The organism is Phaeobacter sp. JH20_34 (assembly GCF_048056095.1).
Taxonomy (GTDB): domain Bacteria; phylum Pseudomonadota; class Alphaproteobacteria; order Rhodobacterales; family Rhodobacteraceae; genus Phaeobacter; species Phaeobacter bryozoorum.
In genome coordinates, this window is the sequence record NZ_JAYMWT010000004.1 from 456,606 (window position 1) to 479,835 (window position 23,230).

Annotated in this window: 17 protein-coding genes and 5 tRNA genes; 16 read left to right on the forward strand and 6 right to left on the reverse strand. The window is 61.2% G+C overall.

Annotation, left to right across the window (positions count from 1 at the left end):
• Positions 1 to 195 precede the first annotated feature (195 nt).
• Positions 196 to 2,610 carry an endopeptidase La gene (lon, locus tag VWZ81_RS03835; protein WP_416535159.1) on the forward strand — a complete coding sequence of 805 codons (2,415 nt, stop codon included), beginning with the start codon at positions 196 to 198 and terminating at the stop codon, positions 2,608 to 2,610.
• A gap of 240 nt (positions 2,611 to 2,850) precedes the next feature.
• On the opposite strand, the gene VWZ81_RS03840 is transcribed toward lon, so the two are convergent.
• The 3 genes from VWZ81_RS03840 to VWZ81_RS03850 form a co-directional block, all read right to left on the reverse strand.
• The gene (locus VWZ81_RS03840; protein ID WP_416542127.1) at positions 2,851 to 3,693 is read right to left on the reverse strand and encodes a hypothetical protein; all 843 of its coding nucleotides are present in this window, start codon (positions 3,691 to 3,693) and stop codon (positions 2,851 to 2,853) included.
• Positions 3,694 to 3,942: 249 nt separating this feature from the next.
• A complete protein-coding gene (locus VWZ81_RS03845; protein ID WP_416558314.1) occupies positions 3,943 to 4,215 on the reverse strand; it encodes a YrhK family protein in 273 nt (90 codons plus the stop codon).
• A gap of 292 nt (positions 4,216 to 4,507) precedes the next feature.
• On the reverse strand, positions 4,508 to 5,563 hold the full coding sequence (locus VWZ81_RS03850) for a Leu/Phe/Val dehydrogenase (RefSeq protein ID WP_416542129.1): 1,056 nt from the start codon (positions 5,561 to 5,563) through the stop codon (positions 4,508 to 4,510).
• Between the two features lie 129 nt (positions 5,564 to 5,692).
• Here VWZ81_RS03850 and VWZ81_RS03855 point away from each other — a divergent pair, with 129 nt between their 5' ends.
• From VWZ81_RS03855 to VWZ81_RS03890, 8 genes are all read left to right on the forward strand, one after another.
• Positions 5,693 to 6,148, forward strand: coding sequence for an Lrp/AsnC family transcriptional regulator (locus VWZ81_RS03855; RefSeq protein WP_340545927.1), 456 nt, complete (start codon positions 5,693 to 5,695; stop codon positions 6,146 to 6,148).
• A gap of 101 nt (positions 6,149 to 6,249) precedes the next feature.
• Positions 6,250 to 6,324: transfer RNA gene (locus tag VWZ81_RS03860), tRNA-Val, on the forward strand.
• 148 nt (positions 6,325 to 6,472) lie between these two features.
• Positions 6,473 to 7,042, forward strand: coding sequence for a histidine phosphatase family protein (locus tag VWZ81_RS03865; RefSeq protein ID WP_416542130.1), 570 nt, complete (start codon positions 6,473 to 6,475; stop codon positions 7,040 to 7,042).
• Positions 7,043 to 7,119: 77 nt separating this feature from the next.
• Positions 7,120 to 7,195, forward strand: a tRNA-Val gene (locus VWZ81_RS03870).
• 147 nt (positions 7,196 to 7,342) lie between these two features.
• On the forward strand, positions 7,343 to 7,714 hold the full coding sequence (locus VWZ81_RS03875) for a hypothetical protein (protein ID WP_340545925.1): 372 nt from the start codon (positions 7,343 to 7,345) through the stop codon (positions 7,712 to 7,714).
• A 330-nt stretch (positions 7,715 to 8,044) separates the two neighbouring features.
• A tRNA-Asp gene (locus VWZ81_RS03880) sits at positions 8,045 to 8,121 on the forward strand.
• A gap of 50 nt (positions 8,122 to 8,171) precedes the next feature.
• A tRNA-Asp gene (locus VWZ81_RS03885) sits at positions 8,172 to 8,248 on the forward strand.
• Between the two features lie 87 nt (positions 8,249 to 8,335).
• Positions 8,336 to 8,412, forward strand: a tRNA-Asp gene (locus VWZ81_RS03890).
• Between the two features lie 127 nt (positions 8,413 to 8,539).
• Here VWZ81_RS03890 and VWZ81_RS03895 read toward each other — a convergent pair.
• The gene (locus tag VWZ81_RS03895) at positions 8,540 to 9,931 is read right to left on the reverse strand and encodes a M20/M25/M40 family metallo-hydrolase (protein ID WP_416542131.1); all 1,392 of its coding nucleotides are present in this window, start codon (positions 9,929 to 9,931) and stop codon (positions 8,540 to 8,542) included.
• A gap of 323 nt (positions 9,932 to 10,254) precedes the next feature.
• On the opposite strand from VWZ81_RS03895, the gene hemA reads away from it, so the two are divergent.
• The 3 genes from hemA to ispG all read left to right on the forward strand — a co-directional run bounded on the left by hemA (position 10,255) and on the right by ispG (position 14,164).
• A complete protein-coding gene (hemA, locus tag VWZ81_RS03900) occupies positions 10,255 to 11,478 on the forward strand; it encodes a 5-aminolevulinate synthase (RefSeq protein WP_340545923.1) in 1,224 nt (407 codons plus the stop codon).
• A gap of 131 nt (positions 11,479 to 11,609) precedes the next feature.
• Complete coding sequence (locus VWZ81_RS03905) at positions 11,610 to 12,833, forward strand: helix-turn-helix domain-containing protein (protein ID WP_340545922.1); 1,224 nt, start codon at positions 11,610 to 11,612, stop codon at positions 12,831 to 12,833.
• 209 nt (positions 12,834 to 13,042) lie between these two features.
• The gene (ispG, locus tag VWZ81_RS03910) at positions 13,043 to 14,164 is read left to right on the forward strand and encodes a flavodoxin-dependent (E)-4-hydroxy-3-methylbut-2-enyl-diphosphate synthase (RefSeq protein ID WP_340545921.1); all 1,122 of its coding nucleotides are present in this window, start codon (positions 13,043 to 13,045) and stop codon (positions 14,162 to 14,164) included.
• 205 nt (positions 14,165 to 14,369) lie between these two features.
• Here ispG and VWZ81_RS03915 read toward each other — a convergent pair whose 3' ends face one another.
• The gene (locus tag VWZ81_RS03915) at positions 14,370 to 15,158 is read right to left on the reverse strand and encodes a DsbA family protein (protein ID WP_416534240.1); all 789 of its coding nucleotides are present in this window, start codon (positions 15,156 to 15,158) and stop codon (positions 14,370 to 14,372) included.
• Positions 15,155 to 16,543 carry a M48 family metalloprotease gene (locus VWZ81_RS03920; RefSeq protein WP_416534239.1) on the reverse strand — a complete coding sequence of 463 codons (1,389 nt, stop codon included), beginning with the start codon at positions 16,541 to 16,543 and terminating at the stop codon, positions 15,155 to 15,157. The genes VWZ81_RS03915 and VWZ81_RS03920 overlap by 4 nt, the downstream gene beginning before the upstream one ends.
• Here VWZ81_RS03920 and VWZ81_RS03925 point away from each other — a divergent pair.
• The 4 genes from VWZ81_RS03925 to prfB all read left to right on the forward strand — a co-directional run bounded on the left by VWZ81_RS03925 (position 16,542) and on the right by prfB (position 23,128).
• Positions 16,542 to 17,690, forward strand: a complete 1,149-nt coding sequence (locus VWZ81_RS03925) for a pyridoxal phosphate-dependent aminotransferase (protein ID WP_340545918.1) — start codon at positions 16,542 to 16,544, stop codon at positions 17,688 to 17,690. The genes VWZ81_RS03920 and VWZ81_RS03925 overlap by 2 nt on opposite strands.
• 164 nt (positions 17,691 to 17,854) lie before the next feature.
• Positions 17,855 to 19,135 (forward strand): N-acetylmuramoyl-L-alanine amidase, encoded by a 1,281-nt coding sequence (locus tag VWZ81_RS03930; RefSeq protein WP_416542132.1) that lies wholly within the window; start codon positions 17,855 to 17,857, stop codon positions 19,133 to 19,135.
• Between the two features lie 187 nt (positions 19,136 to 19,322).
• The gene (locus VWZ81_RS03935; RefSeq protein WP_416534237.1) at positions 19,323 to 21,824 is read left to right on the forward strand and encodes a penicillin-binding protein 1A; all 2,502 of its coding nucleotides are present in this window, start codon (positions 19,323 to 19,325) and stop codon (positions 21,822 to 21,824) included.
• A gap of 179 nt (positions 21,825 to 22,003) precedes the next feature.
• A complete protein-coding gene (gene prfB, locus VWZ81_RS03940; protein ID WP_340545916.1) occupies positions 22,004 to 23,128 on the forward strand; it encodes a peptide chain release factor 2 in 1,125 nt (374 codons plus the stop codon).
• The last annotated feature ends 102 nt before the right edge of the window (positions 23,129 to 23,230 follow it).

The following is a 23,230-nucleotide window of genomic DNA, read 5'->3' on the forward strand; positions in this document are numbered from 1 at the left end:
CCTTCACCATTTGCTCACCCTAGCTGCATTTGCGCCCTTGTGGTCCGGGCGCGCTGCGGGCAATGTGACACCAAACATTGAGGCACGGCGGTTGAAATCCCAACACCGCTGCACCAGATAAACAGCCAATGAGGAGACGCGCCGAAGCTGCCGATAATCGGGGCGGGGGCGTCTTGCCAAACCAAAGGACCGAGTATGCAAGAGCCACTCAATTCATCCTACCCCGTCCTGCCGCTGCGCGATATCGTTGTGTTCCCGCATATGATCGTGCCGCTGTTCGTCGGGCGGGAAAAATCGGTGCGTGCCCTGGAAGAGGTGATGACCGACGACAAGCAGATCCTGCTGTCCAGTCAGATCGACCCGGCGGAAGATGATCCGCAATCCGATGGCATCTACAGTGTCGGCGTGCTGGCCAATGTGCTGCAGCTGCTGAAACTGCCCGACGGCACCGTGAAGGTGCTGGTCGAAGGTCATGCGCGGGTGAAAATCACCGAATATCTGGACAACGACAACTTCTTTGAAGCGCGCGCGGAGTATCTCAGCGAGATCCCCGGCGATGTCACCACCGTGGAGGCGCTGCTGCGCACGGTCGGCGATGAGTTCGAGCGTTATGCCAAGGTCCGCAAGAACATCCCGGAAGAAGCGCTGAGCGCCGTTGGAGAGACCACGGAACCGGCCAAGCTGGCGGATCTGGTCGCCGGTCATCTGGGGATCGAGGTCGACAACAAACAGGATCTTCTGGAAACCCTGTCGGTGAGCGAACGTCTGGAGAAGGTCTATGGCCTGATGCAGGGCGAGCTGTCGGTGCTTCAGGTCGAGAAGAAGATCAAGACCCGCGTCAAATCCCAGATGGAGAAGACCCAGCGCGAATATTATCTGAATGAGCAGATGAAGGCCATTCAGAAGGAGCTGGGCGACAGCGAGGACGGTTCTAACGAAGTCGCCGAGCTGGAAGCCAAGATTGCCGAGACCAAACTCTCCAAAGAGGCGCGCGAAAAGGCCGAGGCCGAGCTGAAGAAGCTCAAAAACATGTCGCCGATGTCGGCGGAAGCCACGGTTGTGCGCAACTATCTGGACTGGATTCTGGCCCTGCCCTGGGGCACCAAATCCCGCGTGAAGAAAGATCTGAGCCGGGCGCAGGATATTCTGGACGCCGATCACTACGGGCTTGAGAAGGTCAAGGAACGTATCGTTGAATATCTCGCTGTGCAGCAGCGCTCGGCCAAGCTGAAGGGGCCGATCCTCTGCCTTGTTGGCCCTCCGGGTGTCGGCAAGACCTCGCTGGGCAAATCGGTGGCCAAGGCAACCGGTCGCGAGTTCATCCGCATTTCGCTGGGTGGCGTGCGCGACGAGTCCGAGATCCGCGGTCACCGCCGGACCTATATCGGCTCCATGCCCGGTAAGATCATTCAGGCGCTGAAAAAGGCCAAGACCACCAACCCGCTGATCCTGCTCGATGAAATCGACAAGATGGGGCAGGATTTCCGGGGTGACCCGGCGTCGGCGATGCTGGAGGTGCTGGACCCGGAACAGAACGCGACCTTCATGGACCACTATTTGGAAGTGGAATATGACCTGTCGAACGTGATGTTCCTGACCACCTCGAACAGCTACAACATGCCGGGGCCGCTGCTGGACCGGATGGAGATCATTCCGCTGTCCGGTTACACGGAGGATGAAAAGCGCGAGATCGCCAAGCAGCACCTGATTTCCAAGCAGGTGAAGAACCACGGTCTGAAGGCCAAGGAATTCGAGCTCACCGATGAGGCGCTGACCGAGATCATCCGCACCTATACCCGTGAGGCGGGGGTGCGGAATCTGGAGCGTGAGATCGCCAAAGTGGCGCGGAAATCGCTGACCAAGATCGTCAAGAAAGAGGCGGAGAGCGTTTCTGTCACGCCTGAGAATCTGGATGAATTCCTTGGGGTTGCGAAGTATCGCTATGGTCTCGCCGAGAAGGAAGATCAGGTCGGTGTTGTCACCGGTCTTGCCTATACTTCGGTCGGGGGTGAGCTGCTGAGCATCGAGGCGCTGCGCCTGCCGGGCAAGGGTCGGATGAAGACCACCGGCAAGCTGGGCGATGTGATGAAAGAGTCGATCGAGGCGGCTTCAAGCTATGTCCGCTCGATTTCGCCGCAGCTTGGAGTGAAGCCGCCGAAATTCGACAAGCTGGACATCCACGTCCACGTGCCGGATGGCGCAACGCCGAAGGACGGCCCAAGCGCGGGTCTGGCCATGGTGACGGCGATTGTCTCGGTGCTGACAGGCATCCCGGTCCGCAAGGATATCGCCATGACCGGCGAGGTGACGCTGCGCGGCAATGCGACCGCGATTGGCGGTCTGAAGGAGAAACTGCTGGCCGCGCTGCGCGGTGGTATCAAGACGGTGCTGATCCCGCAGGAGAATGAGAAAGACCTGCCGGATATCCCGGATAACGTGAAGGAGGGGCTGGAGATCATCCCCGTCAGCCACGTCTCCGAGGTGCTGAAACATGCGCTGACCGATACGCCCGAACCCATCGAATGGGATGAGGCCGCAGAAGAGGCCGCCGCCGCTGCCAAGGCAGCATTGGGTGTTCCCGAGGATGGCGCCAGCGCCACCGCGCATTGATCCAGGCCACGGGTGCTGCCCCTAAGCTGTTGAGATCAATCCGCAATAGGTAACAATAGATGGGCGTCCCTTATCCGGGGCGCCCATCTGCCTTATGTCCTGTGAGATGCGCCGAGGCGGGTGACACCCCCGCGGCCGGGATGTGGTGGCTGAGGGTCGCGAGTTGCGCGTCGATTTTCGGCGAGCCTCTTCGGTCCAATATCAAGTCGGCAGTGCGCAACTTTGAGCACAACTAGCCTACTAAGGTGCCTCTGTAAGATTCAAAGCGTGGGTGGGGCTTCTAAAAAAATAAACTCGATTAAAGTCGGAGAGAATCGGCCTTGTAATTTCCGCGTCTGCAAATTCCGTCGCCGACGTCGGCAATAGAAGGGATGGGCGTTCCTTCGGCAGTAGGATAGGGGGTACATCGCCTGAAACGATGACAAGCCAGTACTCGTCGCACGATCTGTAGCCATTCAATGCTGCATGTTTCTTTTCGAGAATTCGGTTTAAATCCACTTCGGTAAAGTGCTCGAGAATAGTGCCGCGCGAAGCGGTTACGGCTGAAAAATTCTGGCCGTCATTGTAGAAACTGATATTCTTTAAGAACTTGGGAAGTTCAGGGCACACGTGTGCATTCGTATGCCGCGTTAGTTTATCTTCAATGCGTACCAGCATCGCACCTGACTGGGGCTCCATCGAGCGCGTTAACGCTTCGATCTGACCGACAATCGCCGAAAGCGCCACGTTGGCTTTTTTGGGCTCAACCGCTATCTCGTTATTGAAAGCTAGGTTGACGATGATTGGAAGTGCGGGCCGCATTGATTTTTCAAGAGCTTTCGCAAAGTCGTTCTGTGCGGCCTCGATCTCATGTGCAGAAAATTTAGCTGCATAAATTGGACGCTGCGCGACGGTTATTTCAACACCCACAATTTTGTTGCCAATTCGCAACCGAAAGTCAGGGCTCTCCTCTGCTGCAAGCCCGCCTTTGTCAGTCATTATTTCATCGAACTCAATCTTCTCAGATTGAGTAAACCAATGGAGCGTCTCCAGCTCACCCAATTTCCGTGGCGGGATCTTCGTTAGTTGCTCTAGAATTTTCATATTTATCATATCTACATGGTGACAGAAAATGCTCAGTGGGCAAAAGTAAATTTGGTTTCCTGTGAATGAATAAACCAATAGCTCGTCCTGCACTGACCTTCAGAATGATCCGGCCTATGCGGGGCTACGCGAGGGTCGTGAGCTGTTGCGCATGGGATACGCTGGCCTGATATGACAGGGCGACGAGAAACCGGTTGTTGGCCGGTCCGCCGGGCGGTGGCTCTGGCGGAGACGCTGGCGCGGGCCACGTCATTGGCGGGTGATATCGTCATAATCGCCAAGTCGCAGATAGGCGTATTCACGGTAGAGTTTGATCGTCGGGCGCAGGCCGAAGAGGATGGATCCTACCAGAAACAGCCATGTGCCGGGGGTGACGGTTGCGTCGTTGAAGAACAGGATCGAACCTATCACAAACAGCACCGCAGCGGAGACATCGACCGTCGTGTAGGCGATTTCACAATAGGCGTAGATCTTCTTGTGGCGGTCGCTGCGATTGCGATTGTCGGGGTGGAACAGGGCCATCATGTCCTCCGTCGGTCTGTGTCGGCTGCTTTTACCCTAACGCGCGGGGGGAGGATTGGTTCAAAGGGGATCTTCATAGCGGCAGTCAGTGCCTCTCAGGGTTTCCCCGCAGGCCTCGCAAGAAAAAGGGCGACCGCAAAGGGCCGCCCAAATCAGGTTTTATTATTGTTTTCCCGAGGTTTCGGGTTCTTCCGTCTGGCGCCCGCTCTTATTCGGCGGGCTTGATCCAAGGCGCTGCATTGGGCAGCGCATCTTGGATGTTCGGGGCGGGCGACAGGGTCGCGATGCCGGGTCAGGCCGCTTTAGGCGCCATTTTTGCCTGCACGGTGGCGATGGCCACGGCGTCGGGGCTGACGTCATCGGCGGTGGCCTGTTTCAGGATTGCCGCCATGGTGACCTCCAGCGCCTCAAGCCGTTCGGCCACAAAGCTGTTGCGGTTGCCGATTTTCAGGATCTCGGTGGCGACATTGATGATGCCGCCGCCATTGGCCACGAAATCGGGCGCGTAGAGGATGCCGCGTTTGTGCAGTGCGGCTGCATCCTCGGCCGAGGCCAGCTGATTGTTGGCACCGCCTGCGACCAGGGCAACCTTCAGCTGCGGAATGGTTTCGCTGTTGAGGATGCCGCCGATCGCGCAGGGGGCAAAAATATCGGCCTCCACCGCGTAGATCTCATCGGGGGCGACAGCAGTGGCGCCAAAGGAGGCAACTGCGCGTTCAACCTGTGTGCTGTTTACATCCGTGACGATCAGCTTGGCGCCGGCCTTGTTGAGAAAATCGCAGAGATACCAGCCGACATGGCCCAGGCCCTGAACCGAAACAACCCGGTTTCTGAGGTCGATCTGACCTGTCTTATGCGCCCAGGCGGTGCGGATCGCATTGAAGATGCCGCGCGCCGTGATGGGTGAGGGGTCACCGGAGGCATATTCACCATCGGCAAGCCCGGCAACGGAGCTGGTTTCCTCGGCCAGGATGGCCATGTCCGCGGGGCTCATGCCCATATCCTCGGCGGTGATGTAACGCCCGTCCAGGCTGTCGATGGCGCGGGCAAAGGCGCGCAGCAGCTCCGGGGTTTTCTGGGTGGCGGGATCGCCCATGATCACCGCCTTGCCGCCGCCAAGCGCGAGGCCTGCTGCGGCGTTTTTGTAGGTCATGCCTTCGCTCAGGCGTTTGACATCGGTCAGCGCGTCATCGGCGCTGGCGTAGGGGCGCATCCGCAGCCCGCCGGCCGCCGGGCCAAGCAAGGTGGAATGCACGGCGATAAAACCGGTGAGACCAACCGAGGCATCCTCGACGCGGTAGATTTCTTCATGTGTCGAGGTGGCGACGGGGGTGATTGTGGCTGTCATCTTTGGATTGCTCCTCCATTTCACCGCAGAATACCGCCACGCAACCGCCGGTTTCCTCCAAAATACGTCGCAGTTATTGATGCTGTTGGTGGTTTTCCCTAATATCGGGCCAAAATTAGGGGGAAACACGTGGATAAGATTGATCGCAGGATTCTGGCCGCCCTGCAGGAGAACGGTCGGATGAAGATCGCCGAGCTGGCGGAGAGAGTCGGCCTCTCTGCGACGCCCTGTGCGCGGCGGGTCGCCAATCTGGAGGACAGCGGCGTGATTTCGGGCTATTCGGCGCGGGTCGATCAGGCCGAGGTTGGCCTGCCGGTCACCATCTTTGTCGCGGTGGAGCTGGAACGCCAGTCCAGCGAGGGATTGCAGGCCTTTGAGGCGGCGGTGCGGCGGTTCGATCAGGTGATGGAATGTTATCTGATGACCGGGAGCCGCGATATTCTGCTGCGGGTCGTGGCGCAGGATCTGACCGATTTCGATCAGTTTCTGGAGCATCGTCTGATGCGGGTCCCCGGCATTCGCAACACCCGGTCCAGTTTCACCCTGCGCACGATGATCTGCCGCAATGTGCTGCCGCTGGAGTAGGAGGGGGCAGCGCCCGTGCGGCGCAAAAATCGCAGCGCAGCGGGATTTTTCATCACCCCCCTCTTGCAGCGACGCGCGACCGGCGGTATGACCGCCGCCAAGGGTGATTAGCTCAGTGGTAGAGCGCTTCGTTCACATCGAAGATGTCAGGAGTTCAAATCTCTTATCACCCACCATCCTCCTTTTGCAGTGCCGATTAGCTGACCTCTGCGTCTTGTGGTGCGGACGTGGTGTCGCGTTTCGCGCTTGGTCCTTCTCAGGCCGGAGAAACCTGTCTAAATGTTTAGGCAAGGGCCGGAGGGTCGGGCATCAACGAGGGCGGGCATGGACTATCCGAAGATCTGGTTTCTGCGGCATGGGCAGACGGAATGGAACGCCGAAGGGCGCATTCAGGGACAGCTGGAATCGCGGCTGAGTTCGCTGGGGATTGAGCATGCGCAGCAGCAGGCGGGGCTGATGGCGCCGATTCTGGCACAGGGGCCTGCCTGCTATGTCTCGCCGTTGGGGCGGGCGCAGCAGACGGCGCAGATCGCGCTTGGCGGTCAGCCCTATGTCACCGACGCCCGGCTGGCCGAGGCGCAGGCCGGCGTGTTTCAGGGCATGACCCGTGCCGAGGTCGCGGCTGAATACCCGGATATCTACGCCGCCAACCCGCTCAATCTGGATTTGTTCTGTGCGGCGCCACAGGGCGAGGGCTTTGCTGCGTTTCAGGCCCGGATCACGGATTTCCTGACCGGGCTGAGTGAGCCGACCGTTGTGGTGGCGCATGGGCTGTGGGGACAGGTTCTGCGCGGGGTGATCTGCGGCTTGTCGCGCGCGGAAATGGCCGCCTTGCCCAATGAACAGGGCTGCATCTACGAGTTGTCGCAGGGCATGGAGCGGGTGCTGCGCTAGCGGCGGGAATTTTTTCGCAGATTTTTGCGATTTGCCTCTTGCGCAGAGCGCGCGCATTCTCTAAATCCGCGCTCACCGGGTCGTTAGCTCAGTTGGTAGAGCGCTTCGTTTACACCGAAGATGTCGGGAGTTCGAGCCTCTCACGACCCACCATATCCACCTTGAATTCCATATCAATAAGCTCTGCCAGCACCAAAGTTGCGAGGCATATGGTTTCGCAGTAGGCTCATGTCGCTCCTTCGGCGCATTTCCCGCCGGAGGGGAGTTTTTTTACCGAGTATATGACGTGGAGTTTATGTCATGAAATATTTTGCAATCCTTTCAGTCGTGGTCTCTGTCCTGTTCTGTCTGCCCGCAGCGGGGCAGGCCGGGTCCTATAAACCGATCAAGACCGAGGCGGAGTTTCTCGCTCTTGTCGGTGGCAAGACCCTCAGCGCCGATTGGGGCAGTATGCAGATCCTGCCCAACGGGAAAATCAAGGGAAAGACCAACCAGGGCAAGCTGGTTGGCGCCTGGCAGTGGAATGGCGCCCTGTGGTGCCGCAATGTCCGCATCGGCAAGCAGCCGGAGCGGGGGACGGACTGCCAGAAAATCGGTGTCTCTGGAAATCAGATGCAGTTTATCCGTGAGCAGGGCCGGGGCGCGGCCGTTGTCATGGTGATCTCCAACTGATCAGGACTAACCGGTGGCGCGGCTCTGGTACGGCGCGCCATCGGTGCTGTCTGCGGCATCTTGCGGCTGGATGGCGCTGTTGTTGTCGCCGCTTGGCTCCGTGATCCGCGGATCTGAGGTTGGCTGTGATTTTCTCGATGGATTATCCCTGGTGTCCGGCGGGACGCCAGATGGGAATTTCGGAAAAACAATGGGTTAGGCGGTAATTTGGCGGTGGCTTTGTTTTTTTTCACGGAAACCGGAGAAAATGCCAAAACACCGCTTGACGATCCCTCGGTGCTGCGAATATTACAGCCCAACATTCAGCGGCGACGTTGGATGGAACAGCAAGCGGTTGTAGCTCAGTTGGTTAGAGTACCGGCCTGTCACGCCGGGGGTCGCGGGTTCGAGCCCCGTCAACCGCGCCACTGCTGTCCGCCCCGGATCCGGGTTAAGGGATCCAGATGAAAGTAAATGCGCGGTTGTAGCTCAGTTGGTTAGAGTACCGGCCTGTCACGCCGGGGGTCGCGGGTTCGAGCCCCGTCAACCGCGCCACTTTCATACGATGCCCTGTCGTTCAGGGTCCGCCCCGGAGGGGATATATAGGTCAGGCTGCTGCCTGATTTGCCGAAAGGCCCATGCGCGGTTGTAGCTCAGTTGGTTAGAGTACCGGCCTGTCACGCCGGGGGTCGCGGGTTCGAGCCCCGTCAACCGCGCCACTTTCTTCCCTAAATTTGTGGATGAACGCTTCCTGCTTCGGCGGGGTTTTTGCGTTTTGTGGCGGGGCGTTACGGTGATTGCCCTGTCGAGATGTGGTGCGCGCCGGAGCGCACACCACTGGTGATCTTACGCTTTGGTCAGCGAGTCCAGCACGCGTGCCCAGGAGCGGATGCCCTTGTGGAAGCTTTCCAGATCGTATTTCTCATTTGGGGAGTGGATGGCGTCATCTTCATTGGCAAAGCCGATCAGCATCGCATCCATACCGAGGATGGATTTGAAGAAGCCGGCAATGGGGATCGAGCCGCCCATGCCGCAGAATACGGCTTCGCGGTTCCATTCATCCGACAGCGCACCGCGGGCGGCTTCGAATTCGGGGCGGGCGATATTCATCACCGAGGCACGCGAGCCCTCCAGATCATTGTCCCAGACCACCTTGCAGTCAGGCTTCAGCCGGTCTTCGACATGTTTGCGGATCTTCAGGCGCAGCGCATCCGGGTCCATGTCGCCGACCAGACGGCAGGTGATCTTGCAATGCGCCTCAGACGGGATCACGGTTTTGGAGCCGGCACCGTTGTAGCCACCCCAGAGGCCGTTCACCTCCAGCGTTGGGCGGGCCCATTGCTGTTCCAGAACCGAGCGGTCCTTTTCCCCGTGGGCCTGAGTATAGCCTGCGTTGGAGAGATAGTCCTTTTCATCAAAGCCGCAGCCTTCCCACTGGCGCAGCTGCTCTTCCGGCACCTCATGTACGCCCTCATAGAAGCCCTCAACCGCGACCTTGCCGGTGTCTTCGTCATAGAAGGACGCGACGATGCGGCTGATTTCGCGCAGCGGGTTGAGGCCGGGGCCGCCGTAATGGCCGGAATGCAGGTCGATGCGCGGGCCGATCAGGGTGAACTCATCCTTCAGCATGCCGCGCAGCTGCGAGGAAATCGACGGCACCCCGCGCGACACCATCGAGGTGTCGCAGATCAGCGCCAGATCCGCTTTCAGCTCGGCTGCGTGCTGTTCCATGAAGGGCACGAGAGAGGGCGAGCCGCTCTCTTCCTCGCCCTCAAAGAAGAAGGTGATACGGCAGGGCAGGGTGCCTTTGACCGCCTGCCAGGCGCGGCAGGCTTCGACAAAGGTCATCAGCTGGCCCTTGTCATCCGAGGCGCCACGGCCGCGAATGACGGTGCCGCGCGCGGTCTCTTCCAGCTGCGGCTCAAACGGGGGAGTGGTCCAGAGGTTCAGCGGATCCACCGGCTGCACGTCGTAATGGCCGTAGAACAGCACATGCGGCAGCGCCTCATCCTGAGGGCCGACGTGACCCACCACCATCGGGTGGCCGGGAGTGACGCGCTTTGCCGCCTCGATGCCGATGGATTGCAGATCCGCCACCAGCCAATCGGCAGCCTTGTCGCATTCGGCCTTATAGGCGGGATCGGTTGAGATCGACTGGATGCGCAGCAAATCCATCAGCCGCTGCGTCGCGGCATCAAGGTCGCTGTCAATCCGGTTCAGGACGTCGTTCAAGGACATGGTCAGGGGGCTCCTGCAATTGATGATTGGCTCGCCGCGAAGCCTAACAGTGCCCGTCGGCAGGGGCCAGAGGCCGCCCACCTGTGATGTGCCAGTGATAAGCCTGTGATATGCGTCGGTTTGTAGCGTCAAACGGGCGTTACAATTCTTGCTGCCGTCGGCGCAAAGGTCTATTTGACCTGCATCAAGGCTGGACCGGCCCCTTCACCGTATTTGATTGATCAAACGGAGGGATCGGGTTATTTATTCGGTAACGTGAATATATCAGCCCGACCACAGCTCGCGCCAGATCCGCTGGTGCCAACTATGCCATGGAGATGCCGGTGGACTATACCGCGAAACTCGACCAAGCGATTGCTCAGCTTCACACCGAAGGTCGCTACCGGACATTTATTGATATCGAACGGCAGAACGGTCAGTTTCCACATGCGGTTTGGACCCGTCCCGACGGCAGCAAACAGGACATAACGGTCTGGTGCGGCAACGATTATCTGGGCATGGGTCAGCACCCGGTTGTGCTGGAGGCAATGCATGGGGCCATTGATGCCACCGGTGCAGGCTCCGGCGGCACCCGCAATATTTCGGGCACCACGGTCTATCACAAACAGCTGGAAGCCGAGCTGGCGGACCTGCATCAGAAAGAGGCGGCGCTGCTGTTCACCTCTGCCTATATCGCCAATGATGCCACGCTGAGCACGCTGCCCAAGCTGTTTCCCGGTCTGATCATCTTTTCCGATGCGCTGAACCACGCCTCGATGATCGAAGGTGTGCGGCGCAATGGCGGGGCCAAGCGCATCTTCCGCCACAATGATGTTGCGCATCTGCGGGAGCTGCTGGCAGCGGCGGATCCTGCCGCCCCCAAACTCATCGCCTTTGAATCGGTCTATTCCATGGATGGCGACTTTGGCCCGATTGCCGAGATCTGCGACCTGGCTGATGAATTTGGCGCGCTCACCTATATCGACGAAGTTCATGCGGTTGGTATGTATGGCGCGCGCGGTGGCGGTGTGACCGAACGCGACGGGCTGATCGATCGCATCGACATTGTGAACGGAACCCTGGCCAAGGCCTTTGGCGTGATGGGCGGCTATATCGCCGCATCGGAAAAAATGTGCGATGCCATAAGATCTTATGCGCCGGGCTTCATCTTTACCACGTCGCTGGCCCCGGCGGTAGCGGCAGGGGCGGCGGCCTCGGTTGCCCATCTGAAGACGGCGCCGGAACTGCGCGAACAGCACCAGTTGCAGGCACGGATCCTGAAGATGCGGCTGAAGGGGCTTGGCCTGCCGATCATCGACCATGGCAGCCATATCGTGCCGGTGATCGTCGGCAACCCGGTCCATACCCAGAAGCTGAGCGACATGCTGTTGTCTGATCACGGGATCTATGTGCAGCCGATCAACTTCCCGACAGTGCCGCGCGGCACCGAGCGGCTGCGCTTTACCCCATCCCCGGTACATGGTCCCAAAGAGATTGACGCCCTGGTCAAGGCAATGGATGGGCTCTGGTCGCATTGTGCGCTGAATCGTGCCGAAATGGCGGGCTGAATCATAGCGCTGTGTCAAAATGGTAAGATTGTGGTAGTATGACCATAATCAAAGGGCGCAGGCGAATCGCATTCCGCGGATCCATGACGTCCTGAATGTCGAATGCGGCAGGCTAAAATGGGACAGCAGGCATGATCGGGCGCCTTACTCAGCGCAAATCGAAGACGCACGACGAATCGCCAAGGCCTCGCAGCTTTGATGATTACGAGCTTCGGTTGGGTGACATTATGCGCGGTGAACGGGCCACGATGGGCAAGTCGCTGCTGGATGTCCAACGTGAGCTGCGGATCAAAGCCTCCTACATCGCCGCGATTGAGAATTCTGACCCGACTGTCTTTGACACGCCGGGTTTTATTGCGGGTTACGTGCGCTCTTATGCGCGCTATCTCAATATGGATCCCGACACCACATTTGACGCCTTCTGCCAGGAAAGCGGTTTCCAGGTGGCCCATGGCATGTCCGCCGAGGCATCAGTGCGCAAATCCGCCGGGAAACCGATTGCAACCGGCATGGGTGGGCTGCGCAGCGATGCCTTCACCTCTCCCAATACACCCTTCGTACCCGCAGCCAGCAGCGTCTTCAGCCAGATCGAGTTGCGCGCGGTGGGGTCGCTTGCGGTGCTGGTGGCGCTGATCGGCGGCATTGGCTACGGCGGTTGGGCGGTTCTGAAAGAGGTCCAGCAGGTGCAGATGGCGCCGGTGGATCAGACCCCCATCGTGCTGGCTGATCTGGATCCGTTGGCCGGGGCTGCCCGCGAGGGGGATGCCCAGAACGAAGATCCCGCACTTGAGGCGCTGGATCGGCTCTATCGCCCGCAGGCGCTGGACGTGCCGGTCATGGTGCCGCGCGACGGCCCGATCGCGACGCTTGATCCACGCGGCTTCGGCAATTTTGTCATGCCGGAGCTGCCCTCGGTTGCGCTGGCAGATGCCAGCCTCAGCACGGCAGCACCGCTGCCCGCCATGCCGCAGGTCGTGGAAGAGACCGCGCCCGCGCTGCAGATGGTCGCCGTGCGCCCGTCCTGGGTTCAGGTCACTGCCGTGGATGGCAGCGTGATCTTTGAAACCATCATGGAGCCGGGTCAGCATTTCGAAATTCCCGCCACCGAAGAGGCACCGCTGCTGCGCACCGGCGAGAGCGGCGCGATTTACTTCGCAGTGAACGGCGCCCATTACGGACCGGTCGGCGAACGGGGGCAGGTGACGAAGAACGTCGTGCTGTCCTCCGATGCGCTCACCGAACGGTTTGCGCTGGCCGATCTGAGCGAGGATCGCAACAGCGCACTGGCCACGCTGGTCGCTGAATTGCAGGCCAGTAGCCTCACCGTTCCCGTGACCGAGACCACGGGCGAATAGGCCCCGTCCGGCCCGGATGTTTCCACCCGGGGCGTCGGACCTGCCTTTGCCGTACAGCTGACCTTTCTGAGCCCGGGCCTCCCTCATGGGCCACGCGTGGTGATTGCGACATCTGGCCTGCGACCTTCAGGATTGCCCGCCTCCCATTGAAGCTGCGCGAGACTGCGCGTATCTATGCCCGGAACCCTGAACAGCGTGGACCGGACCTCATGTCGATCAACCACATTCGCCCCTGGCGCCACATCGAACGCCGCAAGAGCCGCCAGATCCATGTCGGCAATGTGCCTGTGGGTGGCGATGCGCCGATTGCGGTGCAGACGATGACCAATACGCTGACCACGGATGTTGCCGCGACGGTGGCCCAGGTACAGGCCGCAGCGGAGGCTGGCGCCGATATCGTCCGGGTCTCGGTCCCGGATGAGGCCTCCTCCAAGGCACTGAAGGAAATCGTTCGCGAAAGCCCGGTGCCCATCGTTGCCGATATCCATTTCCACTACAAACGCGGTATCGAGGCCGCCGAAGCTGGCGCTGCCTGCCTGCGCATCAACCCGGGCAACATCGGCGATGAAAAACGCGTGGCCGAAGTGATCCGCGCGGCTCGCGACCACAATTGTTCGATCCGCATCGGCGTCAATGCCGGTTCGCTGGAAAAACACCTCCTCGACAAATACGGCGAACCCTGCCCGGAGGCGATGGTGGAGAGCGGTCTCGATCACATCCGTATCCTTCAGGATCACGATTTTCACGAGTTCAAGATCTCGGTCAAAGCCTCCGACGTTTTCATGTCCGCCGCCGCCTATCAGCAGCTGGCCGAGGCAACCGATGCGCCGATCCACCTTGGCATCACCGAGGCCGGGGGCTTTGTCTCCGGCACCATCAAATCTGCCATCGGCCTTGGCCAGCTGTTGTGGATGGGCATCGGTGACACGCTGCGGGTCAGCCTCTCCGCCGATCCGGTGGAAGAGGTGAAAGTGGGCTTTGAAATCCTGAAATCCCTCGGCCTGCGCCACCGTGGCGTCAATATCATCTCCTGTCCCAGCTGCGCGCGGCAGGGGTTTGATGTGATCAAGACGGTGGAGGCGCTCGAAAAGCGCCTGGAACATGTGAAGACCCCGATGAGCCTCAGCATCATCGGCTGTGTGGTGAATGGCCCGGGCGAGGCGTTGATGACAGACGTGGGTTTCACCGGCGGCGGCGCGGGATCCGGCATGGTCTATCTGGCCGGCAAGGCCAGCCACAAGATGTCCAATGATCAGATGGTGGATCACATCGTCGAAGAGGTAGAGAAAAAGGCGGCTCAGCTGGATGCAGAGGCCGCCGCGGCGGAATAGACCCGCGACCACAAACTGACAACGAGATGAGCAAAAGGGCGCTATGATGACATCAGCGCCCTTTTCTCGTGTCTGTTTCGCCCGTCATCTTTCCCGAAATACTCCGGGGGTCTGGGGGCTGGCCCCCAGTGTGACCTGTGCCTGGGCGCAGGCCCCCAGTCCGCCCTGCATCTAGGAGGCAACCTGCGTCACAGCCCCAGAAAAATCAGCTGCGGTTCTCGCGGATCTCGGCGACCATGATTTCCATCTGATCGGCGGGCAGGTAGCCACGCAGCAGCTCATCGCCGAGGACAAAGGTCGGGGTGCCCGAAATCGCCAGCTGCTGGGCCAGCGCGCGGGTTTCCTGCAGCTGACGGGCAATCTCGGGATCTGACATCCGCGCGAGGATCGCATCGGCGTCCAGATCCAGCCCCTCTGCCAGACGGCGCAGCGTGCCTTCGTTCGGCTCGCCTCCGAGGGTGATCAGCGCGTCATGCACCATCTTGTAGGCTTCATCCCCGGCGACCATCTTGGTGGCGATCGCAAACCGCGAGGTCAGCACGGAAGCCTCGCCGAGGATCGGGAATTCCTTGATGATCAGGCGGATATTGCCATCGCCGGAGACCAGTTTTTCCACCTCCGGCGCGGCGCGGCGGCAGTAGCCGCAGCGGTAGTCCATGAATTCGACCAGCGTGATATCGCCCTCGGGGTTGCCGCCGACCCAGGAAAACCCGTCATCATGCAGCGCGGTCATATTCTCGGCCACCAGCGCATCGTCGCGGGCGGCCTCATCGGCGGCCTGCTGCTGTTCCAGCTTGTTGACAGCCTCCAGGATCACCTCCGGGTTCTCCAGCAGATAGGCACGCACCTCGGCGCCAAAGGCGGCGCGTTCCTCGGCGCTCATCTTGCCGAGGTCGAGCGCCGAAGCGGCAGGAGCGATCATCAGCCCAAGCGACAGGGCGGCCGCCGACAGAACAGGCAGCGCCGGGGCGGGAAGGCGGGCAATACGGGTCATCTCGATTTCCTTTTTTCGTGTTGTTCGGCGGCAATCAGCACATCTTGTGCACGTCGCCAGGCAGGGGATCCGGTGGGCAGCTGCGCGGTGGCCCGTTTGGCATGGAGACCCGCATCCTTCAGCCGACCCTGTAGCGCATAGCGCTCGGCGGTGGCCAGTGCTGCCATGCCGGACTGGCCAAGTTTCGCGTAGGCCTGCGCCATGTCCCGCAGCATGTTGGCGTTGCGGAAATCCTGCGCGCGGGAGGCCTCAAGGGATTTCAGCGCCGCTTTCGGCTGGCCCGCCGCCAGTTGCGCGCGTCCAAGGCTGGCGAGGATCAGCGGATCACGCCCCGCCTTCTGAACGGCCCGGCCATAGGCGGCAAGTGCCGGCTGCCAGCGGCGGTTCTCCATCAGGATCTGGCCTTTCAGCTCCTGAAAATAGGGATCGGAGGGGCGGATCGCGAGGGCGCCGTCGATGGCGCGCAGGGCCTTGTTCAGATCGTTGCGGCGGTGATGGGCGATGGCTTCGCGCATCAGGCGCACATCCTTGTAAGGCTCATCCCCGATCCGGCGCAGGGTCCATTTGGGTGACCGGGTAAAGGCTGACAGCTTGCCGCGCACCCGCGCAAACCAATAGATCGCGTTGGCATCGGGTTTGGCGCTGTCACCGTGGCTCGCCAGATAGGCCTCGGCGGCGCGGATCCGGTCGCGGCTGAGCGGATGCGAGCGCATATAGGGATCCTGATTGACCGGGCTCAGCAGCTCTTGCCCGGCAAAGATCTTGTGCACATCGACCAGTCCGCGCGGGCTGACACCGGCCCGTTGCAGGATGCCTGCGGCGGTGCGGTCGGCAGAGGCTTCCTCGGCGCGGGTATGAGCCAGAAAGCCGCGCAGCGCGGAGGATTGCGTGCCAAGCGCGATTCCGGCGGCGGCTTCCCCGGCGCCAGCGGCAGCCGCCAGCACCGCAAGAGCTGCGCCAAGCCCCGCCGCAGATCGCGCAGAGCGCATGTTCTGCATCCGCCGGGACAGGTGGCCATTGGTGATATGCGCGGCCTCATGGGCAATCACCGCCTGCAGCATCTCGGGGCGGTCCACCTTCAGGATCAGCCCGTAATGTATGAAAATCGTTTGGGAATCGATGACGAAAGCATTGAAGGAGCCGTCATTGACCACCAGCACCCGCACCCGTTTGGCATTCAGCCCGGCGGCGCGCAGCACCGGGGCTGCCAGCTCGTTCAGTCCGCGTTCGATATCAGGATCGCGCAGCAGCGAGATCGAGGCCGCCTGCGCCGCGGGGGCCAGTGACCCCGCGACGAAACACAGCGCGGCAAGGGCCAGAGCCGGGATTGACGCGAGGCGGGAGAAGCGGTCAAAGGTCATGGCCGCACCATGGGAGATCAACATGCGAAACTCAAGCCGGTCCAACGTGGATCCCTTCATTGTGATGGATGTGATGGACGCCGCACGCCGGGCCGAGGAAGCTGGACGCCATATCATTCATATGGAGGTGGGCCAGCCCTCAACCGGCGCGCCGGATGCCGCGCGCAGGGCGCTGGCGGAGGCGCTGGATCGCGACAGCCTCGGCTATACGGTGGCGCTGGGTCTGCCGGCGCTGCGCAAGCGGATCGCGCAGCTATATGGCGACTGGTACAATGTTGATCTGAATCCGGAGCGGGTGGTGATCACGCCGGGCTCTTCGGGGGCGTTCCTGCTGAGCTTTACCGCGCTGTTTGACAGTGGCGACCGGGTCGGCATCGGTGCGCCGGGCTATCCCTCCTACCGTCAGATTCTGCATGCGCTGGGGCTAACGCCTGTTGATATCGAAACCTCGCTTGATCACCGCCTGCAACCGGTGCCGCAGGATCTGGCGGGGCTGGATCTGGCGGGTCTGATGGTGGCCTCACCGGCCAACCCGACCGGCACCATGCTGGACCGGGATGCGATGGCGGCGCTGATTGATGCGGCACAGGGGCAGGGGGCGGCGTTTATCTCGGATGAGATTTATCACGGCATCGAATATGACGCGAAAGCGGTCACCGCACTTGAGGTGACGGATGAGTGCTATGTGATCAATTCCTTTTCCAAGTATTTCTCCATGACTGGCTGGCGCGTGGGTTGGATGGTGGTGCCGGAAGACCACGTACGGGTGGTCGAGCGCATCGCGCAGAACATGTTCATCTGCGCGCCTCATGCCAGTCAGGTTGCCGCGCTTGCGGCGATGGACTGCGGTGCCGAGCTGGAGGAGAATCTGGCGGTCTATGCGCGCAACCGGGCGCTGATGCTGGAGGGGTTGCCAAAGGCCGGGTTTGACCGGATCGCGCCACCGGACGGGGCGTTCTACGTCTATGCGGATGTTTCCGAGCTGACCAATGACAGCCGCGCCTTTGCCAAGGAAATCCTGGATCAGGCCGGGGTGGCGGTGACGCCGGGGCTGGATTTCGATCCCAAGCGCGGCGCGACCACCCTGCGGTTCTCCTATGCGCGGTCGACGGCGGATATCGAAGAGGGGCTGGCGCGGCTCAAGAGCTTTATGGAGCAGCGTCGGGTCTGAGAGCGCGTCGCGAAAGGGCAGGCCGTGCGGGGCAAGCGGATGAGGCTGGCAATCAGGCCTCGCGATGGCTTAGTCTTTGGCCAAAAGCCGTGCCGCCACCAGCCGCGCGGCCATCCTGTGTCCTTATGGCCGGGCAATACAAAAAAACGGGCGGAGCAACAGCCATGAGCAGACCTATAAAAGCCCTCGCAGCCCTGCTGCCGGCCCTGGTGATCGCGATGACGCCGCCGGTTGTCGCTGAGGAAACAGCTGCTGCCAGCAGTCAGATCAGCGGGCAGGGCTTCAGCGGTCTGGCGCGGATCCTGCCGCAGGACAGCCGCGCCGCCGATCGCCGCTCGGGGGTGGATGTGACATTGGCGCTGAGCCAGGGGGTGCCGTATCGGCTGTTCACGCTGGATGGCCCGCCGCGCGTGGTGCTGGATTTTCAGGAGGTCGACTGGAGCGGCCTCGGCGCCGAGACGCTGGTGACAGAGGACGGCATACGGACGGCGCAGTTTGGCACCTATGTGCCGGGCTGGTCGCGGCTGGTGCTGGAGTTGACGCGCCCAATGCAGGTCGAGACGGCGGCGATGGAGGTTGATCCGGTGACAGCGGCTGCGGGTCTGACAGTTTCCCTGCGCGAAACGAGCGCGGAGCAATTTGCCAAAACCACAGGCGCTCCGCGGGATGCCCGCTGGGATCTGCCCGCACCAACGCCAATGATCGCACCCGAGGACAAGGATTCGCTGGCGCCGCTCTTGGTGGTGATTGATCCGGGTCATGGCGGCATTGATCCGGGGGCGGAGGCCTTTGTTCAGGGCGGTCTGGTGCAGGAGAAGGATCTGATGCTGCAATTCGCCATCGAACTGGGCGAGATGCTGGTGCGGTCGGGCCAGTTCAATGTGCAGCTGACGCGTGACGACGATTACTTCGTCTCGCTTGAGCGGCGGATCGCGCTGGCGCATCAGGCCAAGGCGGATCTGTTCCTGTCGCTTCATGCCGACAGCCTGTCCGAAGGGCGCGCTCATGGCACCACGGTCTACACGCTGTCGAAAGACGCCTCTGATGCGGCCTCGGCGACGCTGGTGGAACGTCATGAACGCGGTGATCTGCTCGCGGGGACCGATCTGAGTCAGGTCGATGACCGGGTGACCGATGTGCTGCTGGATCTGGCGCGGGTGGAGACACATCCGCGCAGTCAGGCGCTGGCCCGGGCGCTGGTCAAGGGGCTCAAGACCCAAGGTGGGGCAATGAACCGCCGACCGCTGCGCGAGGCGGGCTTTTCTGTGCTAAAATCGGCCGACATCCCCTCGGCGCTCGTGGAAATCGGATTCCTGTCCAGCCCGCGCGATCTGGCCAATCTGATGGACCCGGAGTGGCGCGAACGCACGGCGCGGGGCATCCTGAATGGGCTTTTGTCCTGGCGCATTGCCGATGATGAGACCCGCCCGCTGGTGCGTCAGTAGCTGCCGCTCGCCGGGATCGCCGGTCAGGCGGAACGGATCTGGCCCAGCGGCGTTTGATATCCGGGGACGGCCAGCGTCGCTTTCCCCCTGTTTTCTCCGGGTCAGCGGCATCAATATGCCGTTTCCCGTTTTGACCCCACGCGCCGCTGCACCTATATAGGCGGCACTGCGCGAGAAAGGCTCTACAGTGGTCAGATATATTCTATCGTTCTTTGGTTCCATCTTCAGCACCATCACGCTGGGCATCGCGATGATCGCGCTGACCATTGGTGCGGTGTTCTGGATCTATGGCCGGGACCTGCCCAGCCATGAATCGCTGGCGCAGTATCAGCCGCCGACGATCAGCCGGATCTACTCCGGCGAGGGGCAGCTGATTGACGAATTTGCCCAGGAACGCCGCCTGTTCACGCCCTCCGAGGAAATTCCCGATCTGGTCAAACAGGCTTTCATCTCGGCCGAGGACAAGAATTTCTACAGCCACAAGGGCTATGACATGCGCGGCATCGCCGCGGCGGCGGTCGAGGCGGTGCGCTCGCGCGGGTCGAACGTGCGCGGCGCCTCCACCATCACCCAGCAGGTGATGAAGAACTTCCTGCTCTCCGGGGACCGCAAGGCGGAGCGGAAGGTGAAGGAGCTGATCCTGGCTTCCCGTCTGGAAGATACCCTGAGCAAGGAAGACATTCTCGAACTTTACATGAACGAGATCTTTCTGGGGCAGAACTCCTATGGCGTGGCAGCCGCCGCCCAGACCTATTTCAACAAGACACTGAGCGAACTGGCCCCGCATGAGGCCGCGACGCTGGCCGCCATGCCAAAGGCGCCGTCGGATTATCACCCGGTCCGCCAAAAGGACCGCCTGCTGACCCGCCGCAACTACGTGCTGCGCGAGATGCGCGAAAACGGCTATATCTCTGATGCGGTTTACAAGGTCGAGGTCGATCTGCCGCTGCGCTCGGTGCAGAATGGTGATTTTGAGAGCTTCCGCACCGCGCTGCCGCCGCGCGATTATTTTACCGATGAAATCCGTCGTCAGCTTTCGGAGGATTTTGGCGAGGGCGAATTCTTCACCGGCGGCTTTACGGTGCGGGCGACGATCGACGAGGAGATGCAGGCCGAGGCCGCTGTTGCGCTGCGTGCGGGTCTTCAGGACTATGACCGGTCGCGTGGCACCTGGCGGGGCACTGGCGTGACGCTGGACGCCGATCTGTTGGCATCCGAAGACAGCTGGCGCGCGGCGCTCAGCGCTGCTGCCGTGCCGCGTGATATCGAACTGGGCGGCAAATGGCATCCGGCGGTTGTGCTGGAGGTCGGTGACCAGAGCATCAGCGTAGGCGTCGAGGAGGTGGCCGAAATCGGCTCGGTTCCGCGCTCTGACATCAAATGGATGAAGGGCAGCTTCAAGGACAATCTCGCCACCGGGGATGTGGTGCTGGTCCGCGCGGTCGAAAAGGACGGCGCACTGCAACATTGGTCGCTGCGTCAGGTGCCGGAAGTGCAGGGCGGCTTTGTCGCGATGGATGTGAACACGGGCCGGGTTCTGGCCATGCAGGGCGGGTTCTCCTACCAGCATTCGGTGTTCAACCGCGCGACCCAGGCGCAGCGCCAGCCGGGCTCCAGCTTCAAACCCTTTGTCTATGCGGCAGCTTTGGACAGCGGCTATAGCCCTGCGACCATCGTTGTGGACGCCCCGATCGAGATCAACACCCCGCAGGGGCTGTGGCGCCCCAAGAACTCCACCAACAAGTTCTACGGCCCGACACCGCTACGGACCGGAATCGAGATGAGCCGGAACCTGATGACCATCCGACTGGCCCAGGAGGTCGGCATGGAGGTGGTTGCAGGCTATGCGGAGCGTTTTGGGGTCTATGACAATATGGGGGCTTTCCTTGCCAACTCGCTGGGGGCCGAGGAAACTACACTCTACAAGATGGTGGCGGCCTATGCGATGTTTGCCAATGGCGGCGAACGGGTGCAGCCGACACTTGTGGACCGCATTCAGGACCGCCGGGGCGAGACCATCTATCGCCATGATGACCGTGACTGCGTGGACTGCGCCTCGCCTGCGCTGGCACCGGGGCAGGCGCCCCGGATCGTGGACAACCGCGAGCAGGTGATGGATCCGATCACCGCTTATCAGCTCACCTCGATGATGCGGGGCGTTGTGGAGCGTGGAACCGCCTCCAGCGTGATCAACCTGCCGGTGCCGACCGCAGGCAAAACCGGCACCACCAATGACTCGCGCGATGTGTGGTTTGTCGGTTTTACCTCCAATATCGTGGCGGGCTGTTACATGGGTTATGACCAGCCGCGTCCGATGGGCCGCGGCGCCTATGGTGGCACCATGTGTGGTCCGGTGTTCCAGCAGTTCATGCAGAAAGCGACGGCCAAATATGGCGGTGGTAAGTTCGCGGTGCCGGAGGGCGGCCATTTCATCAAGATCGACCGCTACACTGGTGCGCGCCTTGCCGATGCGGCTTCGGGGGCCAATGTGGTAGCGGAGTATTTCCGCGATGGTGAGGAGCCGATCTTTGGTCTGGCATTTGACGGTGGTTTTGCGATGGGGTCGAACCTGCCGCTGTTTGAGGAAGCCGCGCAATCAGCGCGCCGGGTGACCACATCGGATGGTGGCACGGCGGTTCTGGGACCGAAGGCGAGTTTTGGCACCATCAGTTCCGGCGGGCTTTATTGACGCCGACTGTTTAGCGCGAACCTATCTGTTGGGCGGGGCGTGGAAATCATGACCCCGCCCCGTTTTATGCTGTGCGGTGACGTGGTGCGCCAATCGCGCTGCTGCCTGCTGCGTCGGCTTGCCCGCAGGGCGCGGGTGGTTTATCACGCAGGCCTGATACGTGATTTCAAGGGATTGCCATGCGCGCCGAAACTCAGAACATCGTGGCCGATATCGAAAAGTCGCTGGAGCTTTTGGCGCAGCGTCTGGATTGGGAAACCGCAGAGTTCCGCCTGGAAGAGTTCAACGCCCGCGTTGAGGATCCCAACCTGTGGGACGACGCCGAGGCGGCGCAGGCCCTGATGCGCGACCGGCAGATGCTGGTTGATGCAATCGACACCTATAAATCCATCAAGCAGGATCTCAGCGACAATATGGAGCTGATCGAGCTGGGCGAGATGGAAGAGGACGATGAGGTCATCGCCGATGCCGAGGCCGCGCTGAAGGCGCTGAAGGAAAAGGCCGCCGAAAAGGAGCTGGAGGCGCTGCTGGATGGCGAGGCCGACAGCAATGACACCTTCCTTGAGATCAACGCAGGCGCTGGCGGCACCGAGAGCTGCGACTGGGCGTCGATGCTGGCACGGATGTATGTCCGCTGGGCAGAGAAGAAGGGTTACAAGGTTGAACTGCAGTCCGAAAGCGCGGGCGAAGAGGCGGGGATCAAATCCGCCGCCTACAAGATTTCGGGCCACAACGCCTATGGCTGGTTGAAGTCGGAAAGCGGCGTGCACCGTCTGGTGCGGATTTCCCCCTATGATTCCGCAGCCAAGCGCCACACCTCGTTCAGCTCGGTCTGGGTCTACCCTGTGGTGGACGACAATATCGAGATCGAGGTGAACCCGTCGGATATTCGGGTGGATACCTATCGCTCCTCCGGTGCCGGTGGCCAGCACGTCAACACCACCGATTCTGCGGTCCGCATCACCCACGTGCCCACCGGCATCGTGGTCACTTCCTCCGAGAAGTCGCAGCACCAGAACCGTGACATCGCCATGAAAGCGCTGAAGTCGCGGCTCTATCAGCTGGAGCTGGACCGCCGGAACGCCGATATCAACGCCGCCCATGAGGCCAAGGGCGATGCCGGCTGGGGTAACCAGATCCGTTCTTACGTGTTGCAGCCCTACCAGATGGTGAAGGATCTGCGCACGCAGCACGAGACCTCCGACACCAAAGGTGTGCTGGACGGCGATCTGGACGGGTTCATGGCGGCAACGCTGGCGTTGAACGTCGCCGGAAAGAGCCGCTCGGAAGCGCAGGGCGAGTGATTTCGACGCGGCATCCTGCCGCTTTGCGATAGCAGCACCCCCGGTTGAGAATTTGCAGACCCGTTTGCCTCGGCAAGCGGGTTTTCTTTGTGTTTTGCTGCG